Here is a 26,610-nt window from a genome sequence, read left to right as displayed (position 1 = left end):
ATTTAGTCCGCATCTGTAGTCTTTTTGTCTTTCTTGTTTGTATATTCGCGTCCAATATGAAAGCAGAAATTAAAGCAGTTATTGATGCGATGAGTAAGCGTTTTACTTCGCATCCGTGGCATGGGATTGAGATCGGTGAAAAGCAGCCGGCAATCGTCAATGCCTTTATCGAAATCATTCCGTCTGACGCTATCAAGTACGAGATCCACAAACCATCCGGTTATATCATGGTAGACAGACCTCAGAAATTGTCCAATCACATGCCTTGTTTGTACGGATTCGTTCCGCAAACGTATTGCGATAAAGAAGTAGCTGCTTTCTCGAATGAAAAAACGGGAAGAACGGATATCGTCGGTGACGGTGATCCATTGGATATTTGTGTGCTTTCGGAGCGTTCATTCAACCACGGGAATATTTTGTGCGATGCAAAAGTGATCGGTGGTTTCAGAATGCTTGATGGCGGTGAAGCTGACGATAAGATCATCGCTGTTCTAAAAGGAGACCAGGCTTACGGAGCAATCGAAGATATTTCTGAAATGCCTAAAATGGTGATTGACCGCGTTCGCCACTTCTTCCTGACTTACAAAGATTTGGACGGAGGTGCTAAAAACGTAGAAATTACGCACGTTTACGGGAAAGACGAGGCTTTCGAAGTCATCAAAAGATCTCATAACGACTATAACAACAAATTCGGAAATGCCACGGATGAACTGGCTTCCGCATTAGAGAAATTGTTGGGATAACAACCGGCTTTTTGTTGAACTCTTTAAATTGAAATTTATGAAACAAGTCATTACAACCGCAATTTTAGCCATTGGCTTCGGTACCTTGTCCCAGGCACAATTAGCGCCGCAGCCAAGCCCGTTTAGCAAAACGGAGCAAACTGTCGGACTTACAAACCTGACGATCGAATATTCCCGTCCAAGTAAGAAAAACCGCGTGATTTTCGGAGATGTGGTTCCTTTCGGGGAAGTTTGGAGAACAGGTGCCAACGAAAACACGAAGTTTACCAACTCAGATCCGGTAATTTTCGGGAAAGACACCTTGAAGCCGGGAACTTACGCGCTTTATACCAAACCGGGAAAAGAATCGTGGGATTTGATCTTCTACACAGACGCTTCCAACTGGGGAACTCCTGAAAGCTGGGACGACAAGAAGGTAGCTTTGAAAACTTCGGCAAAACCAACTGCAGCGAAAGAAACTGTAGAGACTTTCACCATTTCTATCGACGGATTACAATCTGTAAACGGAGGTACTTTGACCCTGAAGTGGGACCAAACGGCTGTTGCTTTCCCGTTTGCAGTTCCTACGGATGCAAAAGTGATGGCAAACATCAACAAAACGATGGCCGGGCCTTCTGCAAACGATTATTTCGGAGCGGCAAATTATTACCTGGAGAATAAGAAAGATTTGAAAAAAGCGTTGGAATGGGCTACCAAAGCATCTGACATGAATCCGGAAGCATTCTGGATCCTGCGCACAAAATCATTGATCCAGGCAGAATTGGGCGACAAAAAAGGCGCTATCGAATCTGCGAAAAAAGGATTGGCTTTGTCTGAAAAAACGAAATACGACAACTACACCAAAATGTTCAATGACTCCATCAAGGAATGGAGTAAATAAATCGAACTGAAGGATATGAAGGCGGATCTGCATGTGCGGATCCGCTTTTTTTATGCCGAAACAATCAATCAACAAGTGCACAGGAGCACTCAACCACAGACACCGCTCGTAACTTTTTGCCCCGAAATCACTTCTATTCTAAAACAGGCATTCTTCTTGCAGGCCAAAATAATTGTATTTTAGACTATTCAATCGAATATGAGAATTTTAGCGGTCATTTGTATGTTGTTCATCTGTGGTTCGGTTCACGGACAACAATCCAATTCGGAAGATTTCCTGGAATATGGTACCATTAACAGGCAGTCCAAGCGATACATCGATCTGAATATCGGGAATCCTACCGAGCAAAAAGTATACATTCTGCGCGTGGAACACAGCCCGGAAGTCACTTACCGACTAACCGCAGATCTCATTGAGCCGCTTTCCACTACGCAGCTTCGGATTCAGGTCAACCCTTCCCAAAAAGGAAATTTCAATTACGTGCTGAAATTATTCATGAGCGACCAGGCAAATCCAGTTGTTTATCGCCTGGTGGGAACTGTTACGGAAGACCTCCCGGACGATAATTACCTGACCAAATGCCCCGATTTCAATGCCGTTCCGGCAGGCGTGAATGCACCCAGCGAGTTGACGATCATTACCATCGATAAAGCGACCCAGGAATTGCTTTCAAAATCTACGGTCAGCATCATTCACAATGGACGGCCCAGCGGAACATGGATTACCGGAAGATTGGGAAAATTCACCGAAAAACTACCTCCGGGTTTCTTTTATTTCCTGGTTAGCCGGGAAGGTTATTTAACCAAAGAAGCCGGAATTTATGTCGGTCCTGAAATTTCCGAGATCACCATCCCGCTTTCGAAAAATCCTGCTTACACTCCACCGGTACCAACGAAAGAGCCGGAGCCAGAGCCGGAAGAAGTTGCGCAACAATTGCCTCCCGAAAAAGCACAGGAGAAATTGAACGAACAAATGGCCAGTGAAATCATTGATACCACCACGCAAAAAGTCATGCCGGAACTGGTTGACATTCCATCCGAGAATTTCGATGCTTCCAACTTCAGGGACGTCAACGTGATTTTTGTGCTTGATATTTCCAGTTCGATGAAGATGGGAGAAAAAATGAACCTGATGAAATATTCCCTGAACCAGTTGGTGAGCAAACTGCGCCCGCAGGATAAAATGGGATTGGTTACTTATGCCAGTACAGCCGAAGTTTTCCGGGAACCAACTTCCGGTGACCACAAGCAAGAATTACAGAAATCCATTTCGGACCTGAAACCGATCGGTATGACTGCCGGAGGAAAAGGAATTAAAATGGGTTATAAGGAAGTGATGAAGAATTACGACCCGGATAAAGCAAATATGGTCATCATTATTACGGACGGTGCTTTCAACAAAGACTCGGAAGATTACCAGAAAACCGTTCAGAAATACGCCAAAGACGGTGTGATATTTTCGGTAGTGGGAATCCAAACGCGTGAAAGAGACGCGCAATTGATGGAAGAAGCAGCACATTTCGGGAACGGGCGTTTTGTCCCGATCCAAAAGCTGTCGGATGCACATTCGAACCTGATGCAGGAAATCCGGATCGCTTCGTTTAAAGGACTAAAAAAATAATGGAAGATGGAAAATAGAATAATTGAAAAGAGAGAACTGGTAGTTAAAGTTCGTTTGAAGTTCTCAGGAAAGGAACCGTACATTTTCAATTGCCGATGTGTTAAAAGCCTTTCGCGCTTCGATTCTATTTTTAGTTTTGTACCGGTTTTTAAATAAACACGAATGAAATTCTCCTTCTTCAGGAAAAAATGGTTCAAAATACCTTACACTATCCTTCTATACGGTTTTGCGGCTTACGGATTCCTCCTAACGGCAACTTATTTTGCGGTTAAATTCAGCTGGACAAACGAAAGCGGTTCCATTGATGAGAACAACCGGTATTTCGCGGAAATGCACGACAAATACGATCAATCCTTCAAGGTTGATTCCGTTTCCATGATCAAACACCGGTTTGAAGTTTTGAACCGCATCATGCTGGTGAATGAGTTCTACCCGAAGAATGCCAACCAGATCCTGGAGATTTACAACAAGAACAAGGACGAAAAACTCGCACTACGCATGCTGGATGCTGTGGATCTTCAATTGAGAAAGAACAAAGCCTATATGAAGGCTTTCGCGAAATGGAAACACAAAAACGAAAAAAGTTCTCAGAAAACTACCGGGCTGAGTGTTTTTGAATGGATGAACATTGCTGAATGGCAGGATTTCAAACAGGCAGTAACCAAGGATAAAAAATACATTGATTCGGTGTACCACGTAACCGGTGTTGAGCCAAGATTGATTGTTGCCTGCCTGGTAGGTGAACAGATCCGTTTGTTCAATTCCGGCAGGGAATCCTATAAACGCTACATCGGTCCGTTGAAAGTATTGGCGCTGGAAAATCATCTTTCGTACGGTGTTACCGGCATTAAGAACGGAACTGCATTGACCATCGAACGGTATTTGGCCGAAAAGAACAGCGAATTCTATCCCGGAGAAAAATACGAAGCGTTGCTGGACTTCGATTCGACCGTCAACTATGCAACCAAAGCGAATGATACACTGGATTTGCGCTTGCAGCGTCTGGTGCAATGGGAAAACCACTACTATTCCTATTTGTATACAGCCTTATTCTTGAGAGAAATTAAAACCCAGTGGGAAAAAGCCGGCTACCCGATCGATGATCGTCCGGAAATCCTGGCTTCCCTGTTTAATCTCGGGTTCCAGCGCTCCAAACCCAAACCGAATCCTGCGGTGGGTGGTTCTGTGTATAAGATCAAAGACACCGATTACACCTTCGGATCTGTTGCTTATGAATTCTTTTACAGCGGAGAACTGGCCGATGTTTTCCCATACAAGAAGAAGAGTTTCGATGAACCGAGAACCGTGATTAAAAGACAGAATGGGGATACAGAAACAGAATGAGGATTAAATGATGTTTTCTGCCTCTAATCTTTGTACTTTAGATCAATCGATCTCATTCTCATTCTGTTAAAGCTTATGAAAACGATTCTGTTTCTTTTATTGGTCGTTCCTGTTTTTGGATATGCACAAAAAGCCGAAAAAAAAGAAGTCCGCCGGGTTATTGACCAATTATTTGAAGGCATGCGAAAAGGCGACAGTTCGATGGTAAGAAAGACTTTCTTTCCGAATGCAACTTTAAACACGAGTTTTGTCAATAAGAAAGGTGAAGCAAAATTTCACTGCGATTCCATTCATTCTTTCCTGAATGCAATTGGCAAGCCGCATGAAGAAGTTTGGGATGAACGATTGCTTTCCTGCGAAATTAAAATCGATGACAATCTTGCGACGGTTTGGACGAAATATGCTTTTTATGTCGACAATGTCTATTCGCACGAAGGTGTAAATGCTTTTCAGCTGGTAAAAACAGACGGCTCCTGGAAGATTTTGATTATTACAGATACGCGCCGGAAGAATAATAGCAAAATAAAATAATTAGCAGGCACGCGATTAATCGCGTACCAACTAATTATTTTTCGTTGTAATGCATTAGAATTCAGATAAAATGATTTCTTTTGTAGACGAACCCTATTCGAAACTATTCACATGAGAACCAGTAAGTATATTCTTACAGCCGATGATTACGGGGCTATCGATTACATTGATCAGGGAATCATCAAAGCAATCAAAGCAGGTAAAATCAATTCCGTCGCTTGTTTCACTACACGATTTGACCGCGAGAACGAGGCCGAGTTACCCGAACGCATCCAAAAATTGCTGGATCTGAAAAAAGAAGGCTATGAATTTTCCATCGGTCTGCATTTCTGTATCACATCCGGTTTTTCAAACGATGTCGACACCATGCTGTATGGAAATTCCCTGACGCAATACAACGCTGAGAAAAAGCGGCATGAGTTCAAATCGGCAGTGAATTATCATTTTAAACAGGTCGAAGAAGCGCACATTGAAAAGGAATTGCGTTCCCAAATCAAAATATTGCAGGACCTGCTGGGTGATGAACCTATCGATTCGATTTCCAATCACCATGGATTGGTATATATCAACACCAATTTATTCCGGCCTTATTCACGCGTAGCAGCTGAATTCCACATTCCTGTCCGTGCTCCTTTAACCTGGAGAAAAGCTGGATTAAAAGTGAGTAATTGGGACCGTAAGATGTTCAACGCAACGATTCGGGAAGGGATCAAACTGAAAATGCTGGACCAATTGCGCAATGCACTGGATTCGAAAAGCAGGATTAAGATCGCTCAAAACCTGAACATCTTCCATCCTACCTGCCTGGTTGACGAATTTTACGGCCAGCCGTTCAAACCAAACCTGGTACAACTGTTCGAATCATTCAATGATGCCACGTTCAGCGCTGAATTCATGTTCCATTTGGCAGATGCGGAATACCGCGTCCAGCAAGGATTGAATGAAGACCAAACGGCAGACATGCGCTCGTATAACGGAATTGACAGCGGTTATTTCAGATGGCGCGAAATGGAATTTAATACATTGATGAACACCGACTTTCCGGAGAAATTGCAGAAAACAAATTTCCGGGGATTGGTGGCTTTAGATAAAGAAAAACCGATTTGGTTGGTAAATGTCTAGAAAAAGTAGCGTCGCAGTGATTTTCTAGACATTATTTAGGTTGAGAGTGGTTCTAGTTCGCCACTCTCTTTTTTATTCCATCAATGACAGATTTTTACGCTGTTCTGATTAAAAAAGGCCATCTTTGTACCCGCTGCACCGATGCAAGTATTTTAGTCATTCACTCAAAATCTGTTGGTATGATTCGCGTATTTTATACACACGAAAATGAGCTGGTTTGGGAAAAATATCCTGAAAAAGCAGTTCTCGACCCCAAAAAAAACTATATATGGATCGATCTGCTCCATGCCAGTCAGGAAGAAAAGGACCAGGTTTGTGAATTTTTCCAGGTAAAACTACCTACTTACAAAGAAGCGGTGGAAATTGAAAGCAGTTCCCGCTACTCGGAAGACCACATGTCCATTAAGGCCAACAGCGGGTTTTTAAAAGACGGAGATACGCCCAAAATTCACCAGGTTTCCTTTTTACTGAAAGAAAACATTCTGTTTACCGTTCGCAACGTGGAATTACAATCCTTTGCTGAAGTTGTGAAAAAAATCAAGGTTTCACGACAGGATTTCATACGTTCCGGGTCGCAGATTTGGGTCTTACTGCTGGAAACACGTATCGATCTGGATGCGGACTACATTGAAAGCCTGACACGTATTACCAATATCATCAGCCGGAAAGTACAGAGCTTATCCGATCCGGAGGAAAAGACTTTGCGTAAGATTGCCGAATTGCAGGAGAACACGATCCTGATCCGGGAAAGTGTTACCGATAAACAGCGATTGATTTCTGCACTTATGCGCTCTCCGTTTATTGATCATGAAACGGATGAACGTTTGCGCGTTATTATGAAGGATATCACTTCCCTGCTCCAGCATACGCAGTTTAGTTTTGAGCGGCTGGAATACCTGCAGGACACCTTGATGGGTTTGGTGAATATCGAACAGAATAAAATCATTAAGATTTTTACGGTCTTCTCCGTGGTATTCCTTCCTCCTACTCTGATTGCCGGAATTTATGGGATGAATTTCAAGGTGATGCCTGAATTGAGCTTGTCTTTCGGCTATCCGATCGCTATTGTGCTGATGATCGCTTCGATGGGATTGACGCTGCTTTATTTTAAGCGAAAGAAGTGGTTATAGAAAGTTCAAAAAGTTAAAGGGAGCAAAAGGTTTAAAATCGTTGGTTCCCATAAAAGAAAAATTCCCCTGGCTGAAGAAACCAAGGTTGCAATGCTTTGTGCTCCTTAACTCTTAGCAGTTAATAAAAAAGAGTGGCTTTCACCACTCTCTCTTTAAGTTATTTCGTTACCGGTATCGATACGTTGATCTTAATGGAACTTCCCACGTCTCCGCCAGGTTTTCCAACATTGTAAGTCGAACGGTCGATGGAGAAAGAAGAAGCGATTTTTCCTTTGCTTCCTGATTTTATGAAAGTAAATGGAATCGTGATCTCTTTCGTTACATCTTTTACGGTCAATTTACCTTTTGCGGCGTAACCGTTTTCTTTCTTCTCGATGGAAGACGAAGTGAATTTGATGTTCGGATATTTATCCGCATTGAACCACTCAGCTCCAAGCGCATGCTTGTTTTGCAAACCGTTTCCGGTGTTGATCGAATTCACGTCAATGGTAAAAACGAATTTGGATTCGGACAATTTAGCTTCGTCAAAAGTGACAGTTCCGCTCAATGTTTTAAAGATCCCGTTCACTCCCTTTGCAGAGAAATCAACACTGTAATCTTTCCCGATCTTCCAGGTTTTTACCTGTGTGAACGCAAATACTCCCCCGATCAGGAGGAGTATTGCCATTAAAAAGATACTTCTTTTCATGATTATTCTTTAACCAATTCCAAATCAGCAGTAACGTGTACGTCGTTGCTCAATCCAGGGTTCTCAGCACCAACTTTGAAGTCCAATCTGTTGATTGTTCCTGTCATTTTGAAACCGCTTACTTCTTTTTTGTTCATTGGGTTAGTAACTGTTCCGTTGTGAACTGCAGTCATTGTGATTTCTTTCGTTACACCGTGTAATGTCAAATCACCAACTACTTTGTATTCGTTTTTAGACTTCGCAACTTTTGTGAAAGATTTGCTTACGAATGTAAATTTCGGGTATTTCTCAGCGTCGAAGAAATCAGCACCTTTCAGGTGGTTATCACGCATTTCGTTTGCTGTATTGATACTAGCGATATCACCTGTCAATTCAACTTTTGCATCCGAAAAATCTTCTTTCGTAGCAGTCATTTTTACTTCGTAATTCCCGAAGCTTCCGTTGAAATCAGAGATTCCCATGTGTTTTACTGTAAATCCAAGGCGAGAGTGAACTCCGTCCAAAGACCAGATAGAGGATGTTGCAACTGTGAAAGATAATGCTAAACCAGCGAAAGCAGCTGCGATAATTGTAACTGAACGTTTTTTCATGTTTGTTTTTTTTGTTTGTTTTTATTTTTAATTATTGTGATCTGCTGTGGCAGATTATGTATTATCCGCCGGAGCGGACTCTTGGTTACTATTACTTACGTGTTTCGTATTTCCAGAAAAAAGGAACAAGCGCTAAAAAGCTCAAAGCAGGGAAGAAATGCATCGGGATTGCCAATCCGGGGAATGCTACAAGCATATCAGGATCCATAGATAACGGGAATTTGTAATTCAATACCCCAATGATACTTGCAAAACTCAGCATGCAATATAACACATTAATGATCGGGATCAAAAGCGGTCTTTTCAATCGCGCTGCAATTGCATACCCCAATCCCATCAATAAACATCCGATCATACTTGCAATGAAAATCCCTGCCGGATTCAAAACCGAACTGAAATCCACATAAAATGCATCACTGTAAATTGCATTGTATAAGGTTCCTACACCTCCTGCTACTATTCCGCTGGTTACTCCCAGCAATATTCCTTTCTTTAAATTCATGTCGTTTTTTAGAGATACAAACCTAGGTAAATATTTCCATTGTAACCAAATTAATTTCTTCCGGATACTAGTATACTTTTTGAAACCACTTGAATCTAGGGAAGTTGAGGCAAAAACGGATAGTTTTTTTAATGAATATTTAACAATTATTCTGTAAACGAAAAAGGCTGAAGATAAACTTCAGCCTTTCCAATCTTATTGATTGCTTATTCTTTCCAGATCTTCCCGGTAATTATTCCTTCTTTCGTTTCTACTTTCAATAAGTATATTCCTGAAGGATAATCGGACAGATCAATTTTCTGATTCCTGTTTGAATCTGTAACTTCAACTTCCAGGATAACTTGTCCTAGTGAGGAAATTACCGTCATTTTACCGCTATTTTCTTCCGGTAACAAAATCTGAACAACTCCATTCGTAGGATTCGGGGAAATTTTCAGATCACCGGTACGGGACCATTTATTATCAAAAGGATGCGTAATCATTCCATTCGGACCCTGAGGATCAACCGGCCTGTTTAGAATAGCCGGAAGTGTATAAGGAAGGAAAACAAACATATGCCCGTCATTATTTCGTAAACTAATCACGTGTTTCGTGGAACTTCCGGGGAAAGAAACCGGGCACATAACTCCTAAATCCCAATTGGTCGGGAAGTTTTCTTTACACAAGGATTTAATAATCCCGCCATCTAAATACTGAATATGGAAATCTCCGTCATAGTCGCGGTGCAACATAATTTCATCATATCCGTCCGCATTGAAATCTCCGGCTATCAGTCCGTCCCATTGACTGTAATTCCCGGTAGTGCCTGTATAGGAAACAGCGGATGAGAAAGTCATGTTGGATCCTGAGAATGTGTAGTTCAATACCTTGATATTATAATCGGAACCATTGTTATTATTTAAAGTTACTATTTCTAATCCATTGGTGAGATTTTTATCCAGGTTGCCGATTGCAATTTTTGATGCCTCTGAAACCACGTAAGCAGATGTAGACGCATTGGTTACTGTTAATGCGCTGAAATAATAAATTACACCTCCAAGAAATGGCATAGAGCTTATTTTATAAACATACACCTGCCCGTTATCTTTCGAGAGCAAGGCAATTTCATCCGTTGCGGTTGATACATCCAGGTTTCCGCAAGCAATACCTGCCCAATTAATGTTAGAAGCAAAAGACGACATCAAAACAATTGCAGTTCCGTTATAACGGAATAAATACAGATTCTTATCCGATTTATTAAATGCTACGAATTCCAACTGATTGTTTCCGGGAATAAAGTCTCCTGCGGTAATCCCACCCCAATCAGCAGTAAAGCCAGGAGAGTAAGTCGTTATCACATTACTGATTGCTTTAGTTGCAGGATCAAACTGGTGCAATTCAATGGCTCCTGTTGACTTTGCAGTTACAAACAAATCGGCTGTTTTAGCAGCATCAAATTTTCCGGCAGCAACTGCTTTCCAGTTTAATCCTGCAGCCAAATCACTTTCGGTGTGGTAAGTCGGCGTCCGTTTTACAGATATAATATCGAGGTAATTTTGGAAAACAGGTGAATATCCTGCTCTGCCCAAAGCCAGTTTAGATACCGCATCGATTCCCGAACACTGCGCGGCTTTATTATCGATGTACATCGGATAGGTTCCCGGACCGTATAATCCGAACTCGTAAAAGTAATCTGCAATCATGTTGTAGATATCCGGAATATGCCGGGCAAGGAACGAGTATCTTCCTGCATTCATGTATTGATCGTATCGACCAGCCGTTCCTTCAGCAGGAGTACCTATTTGTGTTGCTTCACTGTCATTCCCGGTTATAGACATAGAATATTTTAACGGTCCGGTAATCATTTTAGTCTTGAATGTATTTGCCAGGTCATACATCAATGAGTCATCAAAAAGCAGCGATCCGGTACTACCGGTAATTCCAAACAGGTTACATAAGTCCGCAAATTCCATAAACAAAATCGCATGTGAGATGTCCTCATACCTGGTTAGATCATATATACTCCCATATTTCCAGGAAATAATATGATTGGTCACATCTCTTGAAAACCCTGTTGATGTATAATTTACTAATCTCTGGCCGATAGCACGAATTTTAGCTAGGTAATAATTGCTAAGCGTTGTATTTCCTTCGTATTGGTAGATTTTATGCATATAAACATGCACACGCCCAATGGAAGAAATATAATTCGGACTGGCAAAGATATCATTACCGGCATTGTCTTTTGCCAGATAAACATTAGACGTGGAATTCCATTTCGTTTCCAAAAAGATGCGTGCGGTCTGGTCTACTTTTATTTTCAGGAATTCAGCACAATCAGCAAAATTCGTAAGATAATACCATCCAGTGGCATCCCAGCCTGTTATGGAAGCCGGAGCAAGCCTGGACTGAAGTGCCGGATATTTTACCTTGATCATGTATGCAAATTTCGCCATTGGAAACGCTATGGTTCCCTGATTCACGATTTCGGGAGTCCATGTAGCAGGCCCGGTAGACATTCTGTGCGACCAGACCATCTGACCTCCACCAGGAACGGAAACTCCGGCATCCAATCCGCTTACCGGAATACTGGGGTCCAGAAGCAGGATATCATCCCTCCGTTCAAGCACATTGTAAGCATGGAACATAAAACGGTCCAAAAAAACCGGATCTTTGGTTGTCTCATACATGTCCAAAAGACTGTTCATGAATGGAGCTTCGTAATTATGAAGCCTGTTTTCATAATTGTTATACACTGAAAAACCAGGATTGTAATCACTCAGTGTTGTAATGGGAACAACACCGGTCGGTAGTAAAGATTTTTGAAAAGTTTGTGACATAGCATGCCACGAAATGAAGGCCAGTAACCCGACCAGGTAAAAGTGTTTCATGAAATTGATTTAAATGATTAGGTACAAAGATAACATGTCCGGTCGTAAGCTATTTACGACCTGCATTCATTTGTGATCGCTTAAAACAACTCCAATTGCTCCCCGAAATTCATTCCTTCCAGCTGCAGGAGTTTTTGCTTGGCATTCAGGCCACCGGCATAGCCTGTCAGGCTTCCATCGCTTCCTATGACACGGTGACAGGGGACAATGATCGAAATGGCATTGGCCCCGTTTGCAGTTGCTACTGCCCGGATGGCTTTCTCATCGCCCAATATGCGCGACAATTCCAGGTAGCTGGTTGTCTTTCCGTAAGGGATTGTCTGTAATTTTTCCCAAACGGATTTCTGGAAATCACTTCCCACCAGTAAAAGAGGGAGGTCGAACGTGAATCTTTCTTTGGAAAAGTATTCATTCAGCTGCGATTTCGTTTCATTCAGCAAATCGGTTTCTTCCAGTTTGAATTCTGCCTGCAAACCATTCTGAATGCGGGTGTCAATCTGATCGCGCATCTTGCGGTATTTCCAGTCGCACAAACACAATTCCCCGCCGGATTCCCCGAGAACCAATTCCCCGTAAGGAGTTTGAAAGTATTGCAGATAAATCATGGTTCATTAATTCAAAAGGATGAATGCAAAATGTAAAAGTTGAAGATACTAAAAATGCAGTGAATCCATGTAACTGTTTTCACTGCATTTATGTGGGTGTGGTGGTTGGTTAATTCCGCAGAAGCGGAATGAATAGTGGTTAGGTTTTATCTAAATAGTGGCTGGTGGTTTGTGATCGTGGTTAGGCCGGCCGGTGATTTAGGTTGTGGTGATTAGTGAATGGGATGGTTATCGATTGTCCCTGGAAATTGTCTCATTGTCTATCATTTTATAAGTCAAAGATACGGTGGCAGAACGTAGGGTATTTACGACCTGTTACGAGTATTTAAAAAAGTTTAAAAACCCAGTAAAATCAACACATTCAGGAGAAATAAATCTACAAAAAAAGCATGAATTTTCCGGACAACAATTCACCCGTAAATCACTTCTTTATGATCTTCCTTTGCTGGTTCCCGATTTGTACCAGATAAATTCCGGAAGGGAGCGTAGAAAGGTCTATTTCCGTTGTGGCTTTTTCTGCCGGAAACGATTTCACGAATTTCCCGTCCAGGGTCAGGATGGAGACCGGTCCATTTGTTAAATTCCCGGAAATGGTGATGAAATTTTCCACCGGATTCGGGGAGATTGTCCATGAAATTGGGTCATTCCATTCGGTAACGGAAGCTGTTCCATCGTATTTGGCAATGTAACTGTTTGAATTATTCATTCCGCCACCGGCATACAAATCTCCGTCGAACCAGGCAATTGCTTCTACTTCTTTATTCGGAATTCCACCGCTTAATGTATCGACTGTTGTTCCGTTAAACGCGCAAATGGCTTGTCCCAAATGAACGGTCGTTCCTTCCACTACCCGGTCAAATCCACCGGCAATGTACAATTTGGAATTGAAGACTTTCAAGGTATGCACAAAGGAATAATACCCGGAATTGTTGTAATACACTCTGAAACCGGGATCTACCCAACTCGTTCCGTTCCACTTTGCGATGCATTTCAAAGGGGTAGAACCACTCAGTGTAAAATCTCCCCCTGCATACAATTCGCCATTAAAAACGCAAATTCCGTATACCGTTCCGTTGAATCCTGCCCCGAGATTGTGCCATTGTGTTCCGTCCCAGCGGGCAATTCCATTTACGGTAATTCCTCCTGCTTTCTGAAAATTACCGGCTACAATCAAGTCTGTTCCCAGGTGACACAGGTCATGCGGGTACATCACCGGAGCAGTTCCTGCAATATTCCCGCTCAAACCACTTCCAAGGGAATCCCAGGCAGAACCGTTCCACTGCATGATTCCTGAAATGGCTTTATTTCCAACCCGGTTGAATTCCCCGCAGGCAATGATATTCCCGTTGTATTCTTCTAAAGCATATAAATTGGCTGTTTGAGAACCTCCCGAAACGGCATTCGTCAGGTAAACACCTTCTCCAACCGGGAAAAAGTCCGTTCCGCCATATTGATACACCCAATTGGAATCAGTAGTTGTAGGTTCATACCCGACAAAATACAAGTGGTTTCCCAAATATTTCAATTGGTGTCCGGCATTCGGATATCCTGTTCCGACCGGCTGCCAGGCGCTTCCATCCCATTTTACAATGTGATTATTCGTCGTTCCGCAAAGATTGGTGAAGAAACCGGTTGCATAGAGTTCACTGTTAAAGACTTCGAAGTTGTCTACAAAACCATTTCCGGTTCCGCAAACGGTTGTCCACTGCGCAAAAAGTGTTGTGAAACTGATTATAAATAGGGATGTTCCGATAAGTAGCAATTTTGTCATAGCATGTTTTATTGAGTTTCAATAAACCTTAACGATGGAAAAAGCCAAAAGGTTGGAAAAAAGCATCCTGCCGATAGCAACATGCTTTATTCAAAGAATTCAAATTTGAACACTTTGAACACTTTGAACTTTTGAACTCATTCAACCTTACTTACTTCCTTCTCACAATAATCCCAGACCAATTTTTCGTTAGCAGTGGTATAATATTTCTCCGTCACTCTGGCTTGTTTTCTATTGACAAAGTATTTACCGCTTACTTTTTGGGCTTCTTCCGATGTTGCCAGATAAACAATCGTATCCGCTCCTTTCTCAGGTGTGCGAAAAAACGGCCGCATCCATTTTGCCAGCGTATTCATAAAAGGGCCTAAATTGCTGTTGGTTCCAAAACCGGTTGCGACTGCTCCTGGATGTAAGGTATTTACGGTAACATGCCCGATTCCCTGTTCTTTTAACTCTTTCGCCAGGTACTGACTGATCCAGATGAGGAACAATTTAGAGTTTCCGTAGCTTCTGAGCGGATTATAGCCATTCACCAATTGCAGATCCGTAAAATCGGGTTTCGCATTCAGTTTGTGCGAATTGGATGAAACATTGATAATTCGCGCTTCCGGGCTCGCTTTTAACAGATTCGATAATCCGTTCATCAGCAGGAACGGTGCAAACAGGTTTACAGCTATCGTTTTTTCAATTCCTTCTGCCGTATTTTCCCGTTCATTGCTCATCAGGCCGCCTGCATTGTTAATCAGGACATCCAAACGTTCGTATTTCTCTTTGAATTCCCGGATCAGTTGCTTTGTTTCCGCAATCAGGAACAAATCTGCAACCAGGTAATCCACTTTACTATTTCCGGTGATCATCCGGATTTCTTCGCAAACCTGTTGGGTTTTCGCTTTGTTCCGACCGTGTATAATGACTGTAAATTGCTTCTTGGCTAATTCCATTGCCGCTGCTTTTCCAATACCGCCTGTTGCTCCTGTAATGAGTACGATTTTATCTTTCATTTGTTTTTTTGACAAAATTAGACTCCATTGATATACTTTTGATGCCAGTAACCTAAAGGATATCAAAAATGGCTAAAACGGCGCGGGAAAAATTATTGGAAGAATTGACTCCTGAACAGAAAATCAAGTACGTGCAGGACACCTTATATGTAATCAGCGGAAAATGGAAACTTCCCATTTTAATTGCTATCAGCCACAAGGGAAACAACCGTTTCCGGGAAATTCAACGAAGCGTAACTCCTATTACTACACGGGTTCTATCCAAAGAACTAAAAGACCTCGAAGAAAATAAACTGGTGATTCGCACCGTATACGATTCCAGTCCTGTCATTGTGGACTATTCTGTTTCCCCCTATTGCAAGAGCCTTGCTCCATTGGTGGAAGAAATGATTTTATGGGGAAAAGGCCACCGCGACAAAATCCGTGAAAGCTAATCTGGAAAAACAATTACCTTTAGAAAAGTGAAGCAGGAAGAAAAAATATCCGGAACGCGTTTAAAATCCATTATCGGCGGATCAATAGGAAACCTCGTGGAATGGTACGACTGGTATGCCTATTCGGCATTTTCACTGTATTTCTCCGGCGCTTTTTTCCCGGAATCGAATGCCACCGCTCAATTGCTGAATACTGCCGGTATTTTTGCTGTCGGTTTTCTCATGCGGCCAATCGGCGGATGGATGTTTGGAGGAATTGCGGACCGGATCGGGCGTAAAAAAGCAATGACGCTTTCCGTTCTGCTGATGTCATTCGGGTCTTTGTTGATCGCGTTCACTCCTTCCTATTCTACGATTGGAGTGCTGGCTCCCGTTCTGCTTTTAATAGCGCGTTTGCTTCAAGGACTCAGTGTTGGCGGTGAATACGGTGTTTCAGCCACTTATTTGAGCGAAATGGCTACCGAAAACCGGCGCGGATTCTATTCCAGCTTTCAATACGTTACACTCGTAGGCGGTTTGCTCATTGCTTTGGGAATCCAGTTATTACTGCAAAAACTGATCTTAACCGAAAACCAGCTGCAAACCTGGGGCTGGCGCATTCCTTTTGTAATCGGAGCTATTCTAGCGCTTGTTGCTTTATACCTGCGCAGTAACCTGCATGAAACAGAAGCTTTCGAAGCTCAACAAAATAAACCCAAAGGAACAATCCGTGTTTTACTGCAACACCCGAAAGCCATTTTACTGGTTGTAGGACTAACCATGGGAGGAACGCTTGCTTTCTACACTTACACCAACTATATGCAGAAATTCCTGGTGAATACCGTTGGCCTAAGCAAAGATGTTTCCACACTGATTTCCTTTGTCAGCCTGCTGATTTTTGTCATCTTACAACCGTTTTTCGGAGCTTTGTCCGACCGGATCGGGAGAAAACCTTTACTAATCGGATTCGGAATATTGGGAACGATTTTTACCGTTCCGTTACTGACAGCTTTAAGTCACACGCATTCCGCCTGGATCTCTTTTTTCCTGCTCATGGCAGGATTGGTTATCGTAAGCGGTTATACCAGCATCAACGCAATTGTAAAAGCGGAATTATTTCCCGCAGAAATACGCGCACTGGGAGTCGGATTACCTTATGCGTTAACCGTTGCCATTTTCGGAGGAACCGCAGAATATATTGCCCTTTGGTTCAAAGATGCCGGGCACGAACCCTATTTTTATTGGTACGTTACCGGATGTATTGCCATTTCACTCATCGTGTACCTTTTTATGAAGGATACCAAAAAAACTTCGCGCATCAACGACGATCTTGAATAATAATTATCAATTATTAATGACTTAATGATCAAGGTCAAAATCGAATTTTCTGCTAGTTCCGAAAGAGAATATAAGCGTTTAATGATGTCGCTATAATCAGCCACAGGAAATACGGCAGAACCAGGAGTGATTTCCATTTCATAGCTGCGCCATAACGGAATAAAAAGGCCCCCACGACGATCGTCAGCGCGGTAATAATGACCAATCCGGCCAGCGTTTGATGGAAATAAAAGAACACCGGGTTCCAGATTACATTCAACACCCATTGAATGATAAAAAGAGTAATGAGCGTTTTCTTATCGTGGGTAATGTCGTAAATGAAAGCCATATAAACCGCAAAACAGATCATGATGGTTGTCCACGCAGCACCGAAAACCCAGCCCGGTGGAGTCCACGGTGCCTTATTCAGTGACTGGTACCAGTCTGAAGTAACACCCGAGTTGGTGAATAACGACCCGATACCCAAAGCTGCAAAGTTGATCAGCAAAAAAAGCAAGATTCTTAGTCCCATAACTCCCGTTTTTTGCTTTTACAGAATTGCAAAAGCGCTGGTTCAAGTTACGAAAAAGGATACGGATGTTCCTCCCAACTTCTTTAAAGATTTGTTAAAGACCAATCACAATAGGCTTTCAATCGGGGATTTTCCTGTATTATTGCGCACGATATGACACTTTACAAACGCATCATGATTAAACAATTCACTTTCGTTCTTGCACTTTTTCTCGGACACCATTTAATCGCTCAAACATCTCCGGAGCTCAATTCAGCGGAAATCCTTTTGGGTATGAAAAAACTCAATACCGTTGGTTCCGTGCTTTATATTGCTGCCCATCCGGACGACGAAAATACCCGCTTGCTGGGCTACCTGGCCAAAGAAAAAAACTTCCGTACCGGATATTTGTCTTTAACCCGCGGTGACGGCGGACAAAACCTCATCGGGAAAGAACAGGGAGAAGCCCTGGGATTAATCCGTACACAGGAGCTCCTTGCTGCGCGAAGAACAGACGGAGCAGAACAATTTTTTACTCGCGCCAATGACTTCGGGTTTTCAAAAAATCCGGAAGAAACCTTTACGATCTGGAACAAGGACAGCATTTTAAAAGATGTGGTTCTGGCCATTCGCAGGTTCAAACCCGACGTAATTATCTGCCGCTTCCCCACAACCGGTGAGGGCGGGCACGGACACCACACCGCTTCAGCTATCTTAGCCATGGAGGCATTTGATCTTGCTGCTGATCCGACTAAATTCCCGGAACAACTCAAAGAAGTGGAAGTTTGGAAAACCAAGCGTATTTTCTGGAATACCTTCAATTTCGGAGGAACGAATACGACATCGGAAGATCAGCTGAAACTGGATGTAGGAACTTACAATCCGTTACTGGGCTTGAGCTACGGGGAAGTTGCTTCCAACAGCCGTTCCATGCACAAAAGCCAGGGATTCGGTTCTGCCAAACAGCGCGGAGAAAGCATCGAATACTTTAAATTCCTGAAAGGTGAGCCTGCGGAAAAAGACGTTTTTGAAGGTGTAAATACTTCCTGGAAACGTCTTCCGGCTGCTGCCGAAATCGAACCTTTACTGAATACCTGTATTTCGAATTTTAATCCGCAACACCCGGAATTTTCACTTCCTGCGCTGGAAAGCATTTATGCGAAACTGAAACAACTGGATGAAAAAGACCCGGATGTGCGCTATTGGAAAAAACTGAAACTGGCGGCTTGCCAGGATTTAATTCTTCAATGCGCCGGATTGTGGATGGAGTCAACCGTTACCGATTACAGCGCGGTTCCGGGAAGCGAAATCAGCATCTCAAACCAGATTTTGGCACGCAATACCGGAAATGTAAAATTGAAAACGCTTTCTTTGATCGGACTCACCTATTCGACCGATTTACAATTGAGTAAAAACAAACTGGAAACGCTGGATCGAAAGCAAACACTGCCAAAAACAAACGCTTATTCCACTCCATACTGGCTGGCAGAACCGCATACGATCGGGATGTATACCGTGAATAATCCGGCATTGATCGGAACACCGGAGAACCAGGCCGCAAAAAGCGTTATTTACCACATCAGCATTGACGGAATGGATTTCGATGTAGAACGCGGATTGGTCTTTAAATCTACAGATCCTGTCAAAGGAGAAGTTTATCACCCGTTTGAGATCCTTCCTCCCGTTACCATCAATATTACCGACCAGGTCTTTGTTTTCAGCGCCATGACTCCGAAAGAGATTTCATTTACCGTGAAGGCAAACCAACCGAAAGTAAAAGGTACTGTAAAAGTTGCCGTTCCTGCGGGATGGAAAATCGAGATTAAAAACCCGGAAGTAAACCTGGAGAAAAAAGGCGACGAACAAATCGTGAAAGCAGTGCTTACTCCGGAAAAGAACGGGAAAGACGGACAACTGCACGCTTCTGTTTTAGTCGATGGAAGTGAATACACCAAAAGCATTACACGCATCGAATACGATCACATTCCTTACCAGTTCTTCCTGACTAATGCAGAAGCAAAAATCGTTTTCCTGGATTTGAAAAAAACAAAGAATAAGATCGCTTACATTCCCGGAGCCGGAGATAATGTGGTGGCTTGTCTGACACAGATCGGCTATGATGTGACTATCCTGACGGATGAACTCCTGGCGAAAGAAGATTTGAGCGTTTATTCCAGTATTGTGACCGGAGTTCGTGCTTACAACACCAACGACCGCATGCCGATTTACTACGATAAGCTGATGAATTATGTACAGCAGGGAGGAAACCTGATCGTTCAGTATAATACGAATAACCGCATTGCGCCGATGGAAACGAAAATCGGGCCTTATCCGTTCACCATTTCAAGAGATCGTGTAACAGACGATAATGCCAAAGTGGAATTCACCGATCCGAAACATCCTGTTTTAAATACGCCGAATGTGATTACCCAAAAAGACTTTGAAGGCTGGGTGCAGGAGCGTGGAATTTACTTTGCAACGGAAATGGATCCGCATTATGAAACAGTCTTTTCCATGCAGGACCCGAATGAAAAACCAAGCAAAGGAAGTTTAATTATTGCAAAACACGGAAAAGGAAACTTTGTGTATACCGGGTTGGTATTCTTCAGAGAATTACCGGCAGGAATCCCGGGGGCTTACCGCTTATTTGTGAATTTATTGAGCTTACCGCAAAACAGATAACAGAATGAGAGCAAGAATAATGATTAAATCCTCTTCACTCTCACACCCAAACTCACACTGAAAGAATGAGAATTTAATGCAGGAAGATCAGGATCATAAAAACTGGAATTGGGCGTATGCCGGAGTGATCGGTGCACTGGTGGCGCTGATCGTATTCTTTTACTTTTTCACACGACATTTCTCATGAGCGCAATAGATTGGATTGTCCTGATTATTACTTTGCTGGCAGTTATCGGTTACGGCCTTTACAAAAGCAAGAGCGAAAAAACCTTGGACGGTTATTTCAAAAGCAGCAATTCCATGAGCTGGATCCTGATTTTGCTTTCCATCATGGGAACACAGGCCAGTGCCATTACTTTTCTTTCAGCACCGGGCCAGGCGTATACCGACGGAATGCGCTTTGTGCAGTACTACTTCGGTTTGCCTTTGGCGATGGTCGTTCTGTGTATCACATTTATCCCGATCTACCACAAGCTCAAAGTCTTTACGGCCTACGAATACCTCGAACAGCGGTTCGATTTGAAAACCCGTTCGCTGGCTTCCATCTTATTCCTGGTCCAGCGCGCACTTTCTACCGGGATCAGCATTTACGCACCTTCCATTATTCTGGCTTCTTTATTGGGCTGGAACATTTATTACACGAATCTCGTCATGGGCGGTTTCCTGATCATATATACCGTAACCGGCGGAACCAAAGCTGTGACCTATACGCAAATGCAGCAATTGATCGTGGTATTTATCGGGATGTTCCTGGCCGGATACCTCGTTGTTCAGATGCTTCCCAAAAACGTAAGCTTTTCGGATGCTTTGCACGTTGCCGGGAAAATGGGAAAACTGAACGTGATCGAAACAAAGATCGATGTAACCGACTCCGAATGGTGGAAAGACAAGTACAATATCTGGAGCGGTCTGATAGGTGGATTCTTCCTGGCTCTCTCCTACTTCGGAACTGACCAGTCGCAGGTGGGGCGCTACTTAACGGCGAAAAACACGAGGGAAAGCCGTACCGGGTTACTCATGAACGGTTTGGTGAAAGTTCCCATGCAGTTCCTGATCTTACTGGTAGGAAGTTTGGTCTTTGTGTTTTACATGTTCTTCCAGTCACCGATCTTCTTCAATCAAAAAGAGGTTGACAAAGTCCTTGCTTCCGGGTACAAAACCGAATTCCAGGCCCTTCAGGCGAAGCACGATTCTCTGAATAAGATCCGTCAGGTGCAAACCACCCAACTCGCAAATGCTTTGAATGCGGGAAACCAAGTCGGAGCGGATAAGCTGCAAAGCAATTTATTACAGATCGAATCGGAGACAAAGGTTGTAAGAGAAGATGCGCTGGCTGTGATGAAAAAAGCAAACAGTACGGCTGACACCAACGATACCAATTACATCTTCCTCTACTTCGTGGTAGAAAACCTTCCAAAAGGATTGATCGGTTTATTGATCGCGATGATTTTCCTGGCCGCCTGGGGAAGTATTGCCGCCGCATTGAATTCACTCGCTTCGACCACTGTTATTGATCTTTACAAACGCATGTGGGTCAAAAACCAAACAGAATTGCATTATTACAAAGCCTCTAAATGGTTTACATTCGGCTGGGGAATTTTTGCCATTGCAACAGCCATGTTTGCCAGTAAACTGGGAAGCCTGATCGAAGCTGTAAATGTATTGGGATCGCTGTTCTACGGAACGATCCTGGGAATGTTCCTGGTAGCTTTCTACCTGAAGCGGATTGGCGGGAAAGCTGTTTTCTGGGGAGCAATCATCACCGAAATCATTGTTATCGGGATCTATGCGATCGATGTAATTTCCTTCCTGTGGCTGAACGTGATAGGCTGCGTGCTGGTTTTACTGATTGCCGCATTCATACAGTTGTTCGTGAAGAAAAAAGAAACCAAGGAATTCTGATTTCAACAGAGGTATATGAACCACATAGAAACATAGGTCACATAGCTTTTATGTATTCATTTAAACCACATAAAATTCGTATAACAAAGTATTTTCTATGTGGATGTTCTTAACATTATTAAAACAAAATGAGGGCAAAGCGAAACTACAATTATAACTTGAAACCGGCTAACCTTGATTAATCTCCGGGTAATAACCAAAAAGCTATGTGTTCTACAGTGTCCTATGTGGTTAAAAGAAAATGAGAGCGGAGCGAAACGACAAATTGCCAGCTTGAATAGCACTAATCAAACACAACCTCTGTGTTCTATGTCCCTATGTGGTAAAAAATCAAAAAAGCCCTTCCACCGGAGCAGAAAGGCTTTTCAATTTTTATATTGGAATTACTTGTTTTCCGCCAACAATTTCTCGCCCAAAGCTACATAATCATCGTTCTTAGCTTCTTTTGCCAAAGCGATTGATTTCTCAGCATCTGCTTTTCCTGCTGCTTTGTCACCCAATTTATATTCGATACGAGCTTTCAGGTTGAACATGTAAAATGCTGTTGGATTCTCTTCTGTTGCTTTTGTAGCCCATGTCAGCGCTTGTTTCAAATCCTTTCCGTTATCGAAGTAATAGCTTGCTGCGCGGAAGTATTCCGGTTTTTCAGACTTCATGGATGCGTCAATACTCTCCATAACGCGTGCATCGATATCTGTTGTCATTTTAATGGCAACTACCGTGTTTTCCCAAAGCAAAGTCAATTTCGCCTCTGTTGCGGAAATATCCCCGATATTGATCATCAAGGATTCCATTTTCATCGGGATTTTCATCGATTTCACTTTGAAACGCAATATTTCGTTCTCTGTTTTATAATCTCCCACGTTTCCGTTCAGGGTCAGATCTTTGTACAACATCACTTCCCAGCTGTCTTTGTTTGGAATGGTGTATAAACCGTAAGTTCCCGGTTTCACTGTATTTCCTTCCAGTTTCACCTCATCGGTGAATGTAATTTTGGTTGTTGCGTTCGCACCTGTTCTCCAGATCTTTCCGTAAGGAACCACATCTCCGAAGATTGTACGGCCTTTTACTGCCGGGCGGGAATACTCAATGGTTACCTCTCCCAAACCGAATTTTTGTGTAAGTGTTTGTAATGGACTTGGTGCCGGTACGGTAATCTTTTGTGCAGCAACTCCCAAAGAAAGCATTCCGAATGCCAGGAATAATACCGCCTTGTTTGTAATCGTCATTTTCATAGATTCTAATTTGAATATTTCGACCTAAAAATAGTGCTTATTTGCGGAGCGGAGAACGATTTAACGTTTTATTAAGGATTGAACGGTGCAAGGTGTTACTGCGTAGTCAAACGGTTAAAACGCTTGGTGAGATCTTCTATCAGTAACCAAAATTCCGCATCTTCAGTTGGTTCTTCACTCGTTTTCAGTCCTCCTAACGGAACACGCTCCATTCCTCCGGGCTGTTCAACTCCAAACGATCCATCCTTGTACTTTCGGCCTGTTTTCCCCCACGGATTTCGCAATTTCACCCATAACAGTTTCGTATTGTCCACATTATCCTTATCAAAAATACGAGGTTCGCAATCAACCACCTCATAGCCATGAGGACCAGCCAATCCTCTATACACATGCTCACCGCCACTCGACCCGGAATTGTTTCCACCTCTTCGTTTCATGGAGTCTTTTGATCCCAAAACCACTTTTTTGCCGTCATTTATTGCTTCTGCAATTTCATCGAACAATGTAAGCTGGTAGTCGGAATAGGTACCGGTACCGCGTTTACCCGGATAGAACTTTTTATCATCTAGGAACTCAGCCACCCGTTTCCGGAGCTTTGTATCCGGAATATGTACCGGAAGCAGGTTCATAACTTCCTCTTTTCTAACCTGATCGCGGGTTTCGTGCAACTGTATCAATGCTTCTTCAAAATCACTCAGTTCCCCGTCCATATAGATCCGCTGAAAATAATTTTCGTTGTCCAGCAGCCCCTTTTTCTGCGTCATCTTCTTGAATTTCTGAGACATACTAACCCATGTTTTCCCCTCTTCCATCGTTCCCAGGTTATTGTCACTAATCGGATATTCAGTTGCTTCTTCCCCTGTTATAATCTCCAGGGCATGCTTGGCGAATCCGCTGGCTATTTGTGACCAGGAATTCTTCTTTGAAGGTATTTTCTCTGAGGTTGTTCCAATAAATCCTCCGGCAGCGTATGCTTTTTCCAGCATTTGTACCCACAAAGCTCCTTTGTTGTATCCTTCATCCACCCGGGTCTTTTGTTTTTTGTTCACTACCACCGATTTATTCACATGGATATATTTTTCATTAAATACCAGGGATTTATCGGGGTTTTCCGTCACATCATACAGCCGAACCGTCACGATTCCGTTTCCGTGATCCATCATAATAGATGGAAAGAAAGCCGGATCTTTCCGTACAATAGACAACACTGCTGCCAACAGGTAACAATCACCCAGGCTAACCTGTTCCACGTCTTCTACACTTGGCGGTCCCTGGAAAAGCGGGAAAATTTCAGGATCTGTCCTGTTCTCGTAAACCAAATCCGGATTCTTCTTTTCCAGGGCTGTAGTAACAACATTCTTGATCAGAACATATCCCGGAGTAAAATCAAGCTGTTCTCCCCATTCATTATCCTGCACAGGGGCAGGTCGGATCCAGCAATATTTTGAAGGGGACTCTACATTCTTCGGTAACTCTTCCTGCTTTTCTACCCTGCACACTGTTTCACAGGGAATGACTTCGCCTATCGGGGCGCCGTTCACATCGATAAGCTGCGCATCACCTTTCAGATACCCGCGTCTACGTCCGTCCTTTTCTTTTCTGACAGATGTCGGTTCAGGATCGGCATACACTTCATTCGGTTGAGGAACAGGCACGTTGAGCGTTCCCGGGGAAGAAAGCATATCCGGGTCCTGATCATTTGTATACTCATTTTTCACTTCATCCAGCAAAGCCATCAGTGCGTGGTACTTTTCAGTTTCCTCTTCATCCAGATCACCTACCTGTCCTCCATCCCTTAATTTTCTTGCAACCATCCATCTTTCTGCCATCACACCGATCTCACGCAATTTCGCTCTTCGTTCCTTGATGGACTTTTCATCCAATTGGGCATATTCTTCTACCAGGACCTGCAGCGCTTTCCAATGAGAAGTTCTAAAAAGACCGGTTTTGGCTTCAATATCATGGATCGGGTGATTTACAAAATCTACCGGTTTCCGTTGCAACACTCCCGCGGTATTCTCCTGTGATTGGAATGATTTCAGCCCCGGAAGACTGTTCTGATCTTCTTGTTTCAAATGACTCCTATTCCCTGAGCTGTCCTGCAAACCCGTCAATTGAGCAACCTGCCTGGATACTTCCCGGTTATCATTAAATTGAAGTGTTCCTTTCTTTCCCGTTTGTTTCCGGGAGGGAGCATTGTTTGTAGTCGTGTTTTTTTTTCGTTCAGCTTTCGAGTACATCCTGATACCTTGTAAATAGTTGGCTCCCAAATGTAATGAAACGGAATTAGATTGTCAATGCTTCGATTATCGGTTTGGCAGATGCAAAGCTGCGCTCAATTTTCCTTCGTCTTCACCTTGTCGAACAGGTACTTCGTTTTGGATATGGGCCCGAAGTTCCAAATGCTTTTATCGTCGTAAAAGTAGTTGGTGGTAAAGCAGCAGCCCGGTTGTTTGGAATCGTCTGCGTCTCTGCATTCGGTGACATGCTTGTCTGCCCACACAACTCTGATTGGCTTTAAAAAGAGTGTATCTCCATCTACCCACCATTTACCGATATACCGGCATTTTAAAACCCATTTTCCATCTCGCCAGCGGTGTTCCGTTTCTTCGTAGCTATTCACCTTTCTGATGTCAATTAACTGCTTCGAATGATTTTCAAGCACCAGTTCATACGACCCTAATACGCCTTCAGGATTGGTCTGAACACTTAGTAAAAGCAACAATAACGGGAAAAGAAATCGCATCATCAGAAATTAAAAGGATTGGAACCCCAGGGTTCTTCGTAGGTCACAGTGATTCCAATGCCTATTTTTGCAAACTCCAAAAGCCGGTATTTCTTACCGTTTTGATCTTCTATCACCAGTTTTTGCGCAGCTTTTACGCTTCCCAATAGATGATTGGCACCGGCCATCTGAAGTTGATCCCCGATAAACCCCGGTGAAATTCCCAGTTCGGTTATCTTTTCTCTATTCAGTGTGATTTTAACCTCCGGTTTGATGTCCTTTATTTTGACAAGCAGGCTTTGTTTTAACAATTTATCCTTATCAACCTTGTAATGTCTTTCTCCACAGCCGGCTGTAAGACAGATGTACATCCATGAAGTAAGCAGTATAACAGGAATCCTTATCATCAACTGTTCGTTTAGTGCTTC

At 43.0% G+C, this 26,610-nt stretch carries 23 protein-coding genes; 11 read left to right on the top strand and 12 right to left on the bottom strand.

Annotated features, from left to right (window positions below; genetic code table 11):
- Positions 1-89: 89 nt before the first annotated feature.
- The 7 genes from ABDW02_RS02610 to corA all read left to right on the top strand — a co-directional run bounded on the left by ABDW02_RS02610 (position 90) and on the right by corA (position 7,370).
- Positions 90-743, top strand: coding sequence for an inorganic pyrophosphatase (locus tag ABDW02_RS02610; protein ID WP_343634247.1), 654 nt, complete (start codon positions 90-92; stop codon positions 741-743).
- A gap of 37 nt (positions 744-780) precedes the next feature.
- Complete coding sequence (locus tag ABDW02_RS02605) at positions 781-1,623, top strand: DUF2911 domain-containing protein (RefSeq protein WP_343631811.1); 843 nt, start codon at positions 781-783, stop codon at positions 1,621-1,623.
- A 198-nt stretch (positions 1,624-1,821) separates the two neighbouring features.
- A complete protein-coding gene (locus ABDW02_RS02600; RefSeq protein WP_343631809.1) occupies positions 1,822-3,243 on the top strand; it encodes a VWA domain-containing protein in 1,422 nt (473 codons plus the stop codon).
- A gap of 162 nt (positions 3,244-3,405) precedes the next feature.
- Positions 3,406-4,587, top strand: coding sequence for a hypothetical protein (locus tag ABDW02_RS02595; RefSeq protein WP_343631807.1), 1,182 nt, complete (start codon positions 3,406-3,408; stop codon positions 4,585-4,587).
- A gap of 75 nt (positions 4,588-4,662) precedes the next feature.
- Positions 4,663-5,118 carry a nuclear transport factor 2 family protein gene (locus ABDW02_RS02590; RefSeq protein ID WP_343631805.1) on the top strand — a complete coding sequence of 152 codons (456 nt, stop codon included), beginning with the start codon at positions 4,663-4,665 and terminating at the stop codon, positions 5,116-5,118.
- 111 nt (positions 5,119-5,229) lie between these two features.
- Entirely contained in the window at positions 5,230-6,240 is a 1,011-nt protein-coding gene (locus tag ABDW02_RS02585; RefSeq protein WP_343631803.1) for a ChbG/HpnK family deacetylase, read from the top strand.
- Positions 6,241-6,419: 179 nt separating this feature from the next.
- Positions 6,420-7,370, top strand: coding sequence for a magnesium/cobalt transporter CorA (gene corA / locus ABDW02_RS02580; protein ID WP_343631801.1), 951 nt, complete (start codon positions 6,420-6,422; stop codon positions 7,368-7,370).
- Between the two features lie 157 nt (positions 7,371-7,527).
- On the opposite strand, the gene ABDW02_RS02575 is transcribed toward corA, so the two are convergent.
- The 7 genes from ABDW02_RS02575 to ABDW02_RS02545 all read right to left on the bottom strand — a co-directional run bounded on the left by ABDW02_RS02575 (position 7,528) and on the right by ABDW02_RS02545 (position 15,397).
- Complete coding sequence (locus tag ABDW02_RS02575; protein WP_343631799.1) at positions 7,528-8,058, bottom strand: YceI family protein; 531 nt, start codon at positions 8,056-8,058, stop codon at positions 7,528-7,530.
- 2 nt (positions 8,059-8,060) lie between these two features.
- Positions 8,061-8,648, bottom strand: coding sequence for a YceI family protein (locus ABDW02_RS02570; protein ID WP_343631797.1), 588 nt, complete (start codon positions 8,646-8,648; stop codon positions 8,061-8,063).
- Between the two features lie 91 nt (positions 8,649-8,739).
- Entirely contained in the window at positions 8,740-9,150 is a 411-nt protein-coding gene (locus tag ABDW02_RS02565; RefSeq protein ID WP_343631795.1) for a hypothetical protein, read from the bottom strand.
- 206 nt (positions 9,151-9,356) lie between these two features.
- A complete protein-coding gene (locus tag ABDW02_RS02560) occupies positions 9,357-12,020 on the bottom strand; it encodes a T9SS type A sorting domain-containing protein (protein ID WP_343631793.1) in 2,664 nt (887 codons plus the stop codon).
- Between the two features lie 80 nt (positions 12,021-12,100).
- On the bottom strand, positions 12,101-12,625 hold the full coding sequence (locus tag ABDW02_RS02555) for a methylated-DNA--[protein]-cysteine S-methyltransferase (protein WP_343631792.1): 525 nt from the start codon (positions 12,623-12,625) through the stop codon (positions 12,101-12,103).
- Positions 12,626-13,046: 421 nt separating this feature from the next.
- Entirely contained in the window at positions 13,047-14,396 is a 1,350-nt protein-coding gene (locus ABDW02_RS02550) for a T9SS type A sorting domain-containing protein (RefSeq protein ID WP_343631791.1), read from the bottom strand.
- A gap of 137 nt (positions 14,397-14,533) precedes the next feature.
- Positions 14,534-15,397: an SDR family oxidoreductase gene (locus ABDW02_RS02545; protein WP_343631790.1), complete on the bottom strand. Its 864-nt coding sequence runs from the start codon at positions 15,395-15,397 to the stop codon at positions 14,534-14,536.
- A 68-nt stretch (positions 15,398-15,465) separates the two neighbouring features.
- Between ABDW02_RS02545 and ABDW02_RS02540 the strand changes: the two genes are divergently transcribed.
- Positions 15,466-15,831, top strand: a complete 366-nt coding sequence (locus ABDW02_RS02540) for a helix-turn-helix domain-containing protein (RefSeq protein ID WP_343631789.1) — start codon at positions 15,466-15,468, stop codon at positions 15,829-15,831.
- Positions 15,832-15,858: 27 nt separating this feature from the next.
- A complete protein-coding gene (locus ABDW02_RS02535; RefSeq protein WP_343631788.1) occupies positions 15,859-17,148 on the top strand; it encodes an MFS transporter in 1,290 nt (429 codons plus the stop codon).
- Between the two features lie 52 nt (positions 17,149-17,200).
- Here the strand turns inward: ABDW02_RS02535 and ABDW02_RS02530 are convergent, their stop codons facing one another.
- Positions 17,201-17,659 (bottom strand): TspO/MBR family protein, encoded by a 459-nt coding sequence (locus ABDW02_RS02530; RefSeq protein WP_343631787.1) that lies wholly within the window; start codon positions 17,657-17,659, stop codon positions 17,201-17,203.
- A gap of 174 nt (positions 17,660-17,833) precedes the next feature.
- Between ABDW02_RS02530 and ABDW02_RS02525 the strand changes: the two genes are divergently transcribed.
- Together ABDW02_RS02525 and ABDW02_RS02520 are read left to right on the top strand one after the other, a co-directional pair.
- Positions 17,834-20,320 (top strand): PIG-L family deacetylase, encoded by a 2,487-nt coding sequence (locus ABDW02_RS02525; protein WP_343631786.1) that lies wholly within the window; start codon positions 17,834-17,836, stop codon positions 20,318-20,320.
- Positions 20,321-20,503: 183 nt separating this feature from the next.
- On the top strand, positions 20,504-22,222 hold the full coding sequence (locus tag ABDW02_RS02520) for a sodium:solute symporter (protein WP_343631785.1): 1,719 nt from the start codon (positions 20,504-20,506) through the stop codon (positions 22,220-22,222).
- Between the two features lie 383 nt (positions 22,223-22,605).
- On the opposite strand, the gene ABDW02_RS02515 is transcribed toward ABDW02_RS02520, so the two are convergent.
- From ABDW02_RS02515 to ABDW02_RS02500, 4 genes are all read right to left on the bottom strand, one after another.
- Positions 22,606-23,457: a DUF2911 domain-containing protein gene (locus tag ABDW02_RS02515; protein WP_343631784.1), complete on the bottom strand. Its 852-nt coding sequence runs from the start codon at positions 23,455-23,457 to the stop codon at positions 22,606-22,608.
- Positions 23,458-23,552: 95 nt separating this feature from the next.
- The gene (locus ABDW02_RS02510; RefSeq protein ID WP_343631783.1) at positions 23,553-25,697 is read right to left on the bottom strand and encodes a C2 family cysteine protease; all 2,145 of its coding nucleotides are present in this window, start codon (positions 25,695-25,697) and stop codon (positions 23,553-23,555) included.
- A gap of 95 nt (positions 25,698-25,792) precedes the next feature.
- Complete coding sequence (locus ABDW02_RS02505) at positions 25,793-26,203, bottom strand: hypothetical protein (RefSeq protein WP_343631782.1); 411 nt, start codon at positions 26,201-26,203, stop codon at positions 25,793-25,795.
- A gap of 2 nt (positions 26,204-26,205) precedes the next feature.
- Positions 26,206-26,589: a hypothetical protein gene (locus ABDW02_RS02500; RefSeq protein WP_343631781.1), complete on the bottom strand. Its 384-nt coding sequence runs from the start codon at positions 26,587-26,589 to the stop codon at positions 26,206-26,208.
- Positions 26,590-26,610: the final 21 nt, after the last annotated feature.

It is taken from the genome of Fluviicola sp., assembly GCF_039596395.1.
In the GTDB taxonomy this organism is placed as follows: Bacteria; Bacteroidota; Bacteroidia; order Flavobacteriales_D; family Crocinitomicaceae; genus Fluviicola.
This window is presented reverse-complemented; position numbering and strand designations above follow the sequence as displayed.

Coding starts and splice junctions, on each gene's coding strand:
- ABDW02_RS02585 (WP_343631803.1), top strand. CDS start 5,230: ATGAGAACCAGTAAGTATATTCTTACAGCCGATGATTACGGGGCTATC.
- ABDW02_RS02510 (WP_343631783.1), bottom strand. CDS start 25,697: ATGTACTCGAAAGCTGAACGAAAAAAAAACACGACTACAAACAATGCT.
- ABDW02_RS02570 (WP_343631797.1), bottom strand. CDS start 8,648: ATGAAAAAACGTTCAGTTACAATTATCGCAGCTGCTTTCGCTGGTTTA.
- ABDW02_RS02500 (WP_343631781.1), bottom strand. CDS start 26,589: ATGATAAGGATTCCTGTTATACTGCTTACTTCATGGATGTACATCTGT.
- ABDW02_RS02560 (WP_343631793.1), bottom strand. CDS start 12,020: ATGAAACACTTTTACCTGGTCGGGTTACTGGCCTTCATTTCGTGGCAT.
- ABDW02_RS02525 (WP_343631786.1), top strand. CDS start 17,834: ATGATTAAACAATTCACTTTCGTTCTTGCACTTTTTCTCGGACACCAT.
- ABDW02_RS02515 (WP_343631784.1), bottom strand. CDS start 23,457: ATGAAAATGACGATTACAAACAAGGCGGTATTATTCCTGGCATTCGGA.
- ABDW02_RS02605 (WP_343631811.1), top strand. CDS start 781: ATGAAACAAGTCATTACAACCGCAATTTTAGCCATTGGCTTCGGTACC.
- ABDW02_RS02545 (WP_343631790.1), bottom strand. CDS start 15,397: ATGAAAGATAAAATCGTACTCATTACAGGAGCAACAGGCGGTATTGGA.
- ABDW02_RS02505 (WP_343631782.1), bottom strand. CDS start 26,203: ATGCGATTTCTTTTCCCGTTATTGTTGCTTTTACTAAGTGTTCAGACC.
- ABDW02_RS02520 (WP_343631785.1), top strand. CDS start 20,504: ATGAGCGCAATAGATTGGATTGTCCTGATTATTACTTTGCTGGCAGTT.
- ABDW02_RS02555 (WP_343631792.1), bottom strand. CDS start 12,625: ATGATTTATCTGCAATACTTTCAAACTCCTTACGGGGAATTGGTTCTC.
- ABDW02_RS02530 (WP_343631787.1), bottom strand. CDS start 17,659: ATGGGACTAAGAATCTTGCTTTTTTTGCTGATCAACTTTGCAGCTTTG.
- ABDW02_RS02595 (WP_343631807.1), top strand. CDS start 3,406: ATGAAATTCTCCTTCTTCAGGAAAAAATGGTTCAAAATACCTTACACT.
- ABDW02_RS02575 (WP_343631799.1), bottom strand. CDS start 8,058: ATGAAAAGAAGTATCTTTTTAATGGCAATACTCCTCCTGATCGGGGGA.
- ABDW02_RS02590 (WP_343631805.1), top strand. CDS start 4,663: ATGAAAACGATTCTGTTTCTTTTATTGGTCGTTCCTGTTTTTGGATAT.
- ABDW02_RS02600 (WP_343631809.1), top strand. CDS start 1,822: ATGAGAATTTTAGCGGTCATTTGTATGTTGTTCATCTGTGGTTCGGTT.
- ABDW02_RS02540 (WP_343631789.1), top strand. CDS start 15,466: ATGGCTAAAACGGCGCGGGAAAAATTATTGGAAGAATTGACTCCTGAA.
- ABDW02_RS02550 (WP_343631791.1), bottom strand. CDS start 14,396: ATGACAAAATTGCTACTTATCGGAACATCCCTATTTATAATCAGTTTC.
- ABDW02_RS02610 (WP_343634247.1), top strand. CDS start 90: ATGAGTAAGCGTTTTACTTCGCATCCGTGGCATGGGATTGAGATCGGT.
- ABDW02_RS02565 (WP_343631795.1), bottom strand. CDS start 9,150: ATGAATTTAAAGAAAGGAATATTGCTGGGAGTAACCAGCGGAATAGTA.
- corA (WP_343631801.1), top strand. CDS start 6,420: ATGATTCGCGTATTTTATACACACGAAAATGAGCTGGTTTGGGAAAAA.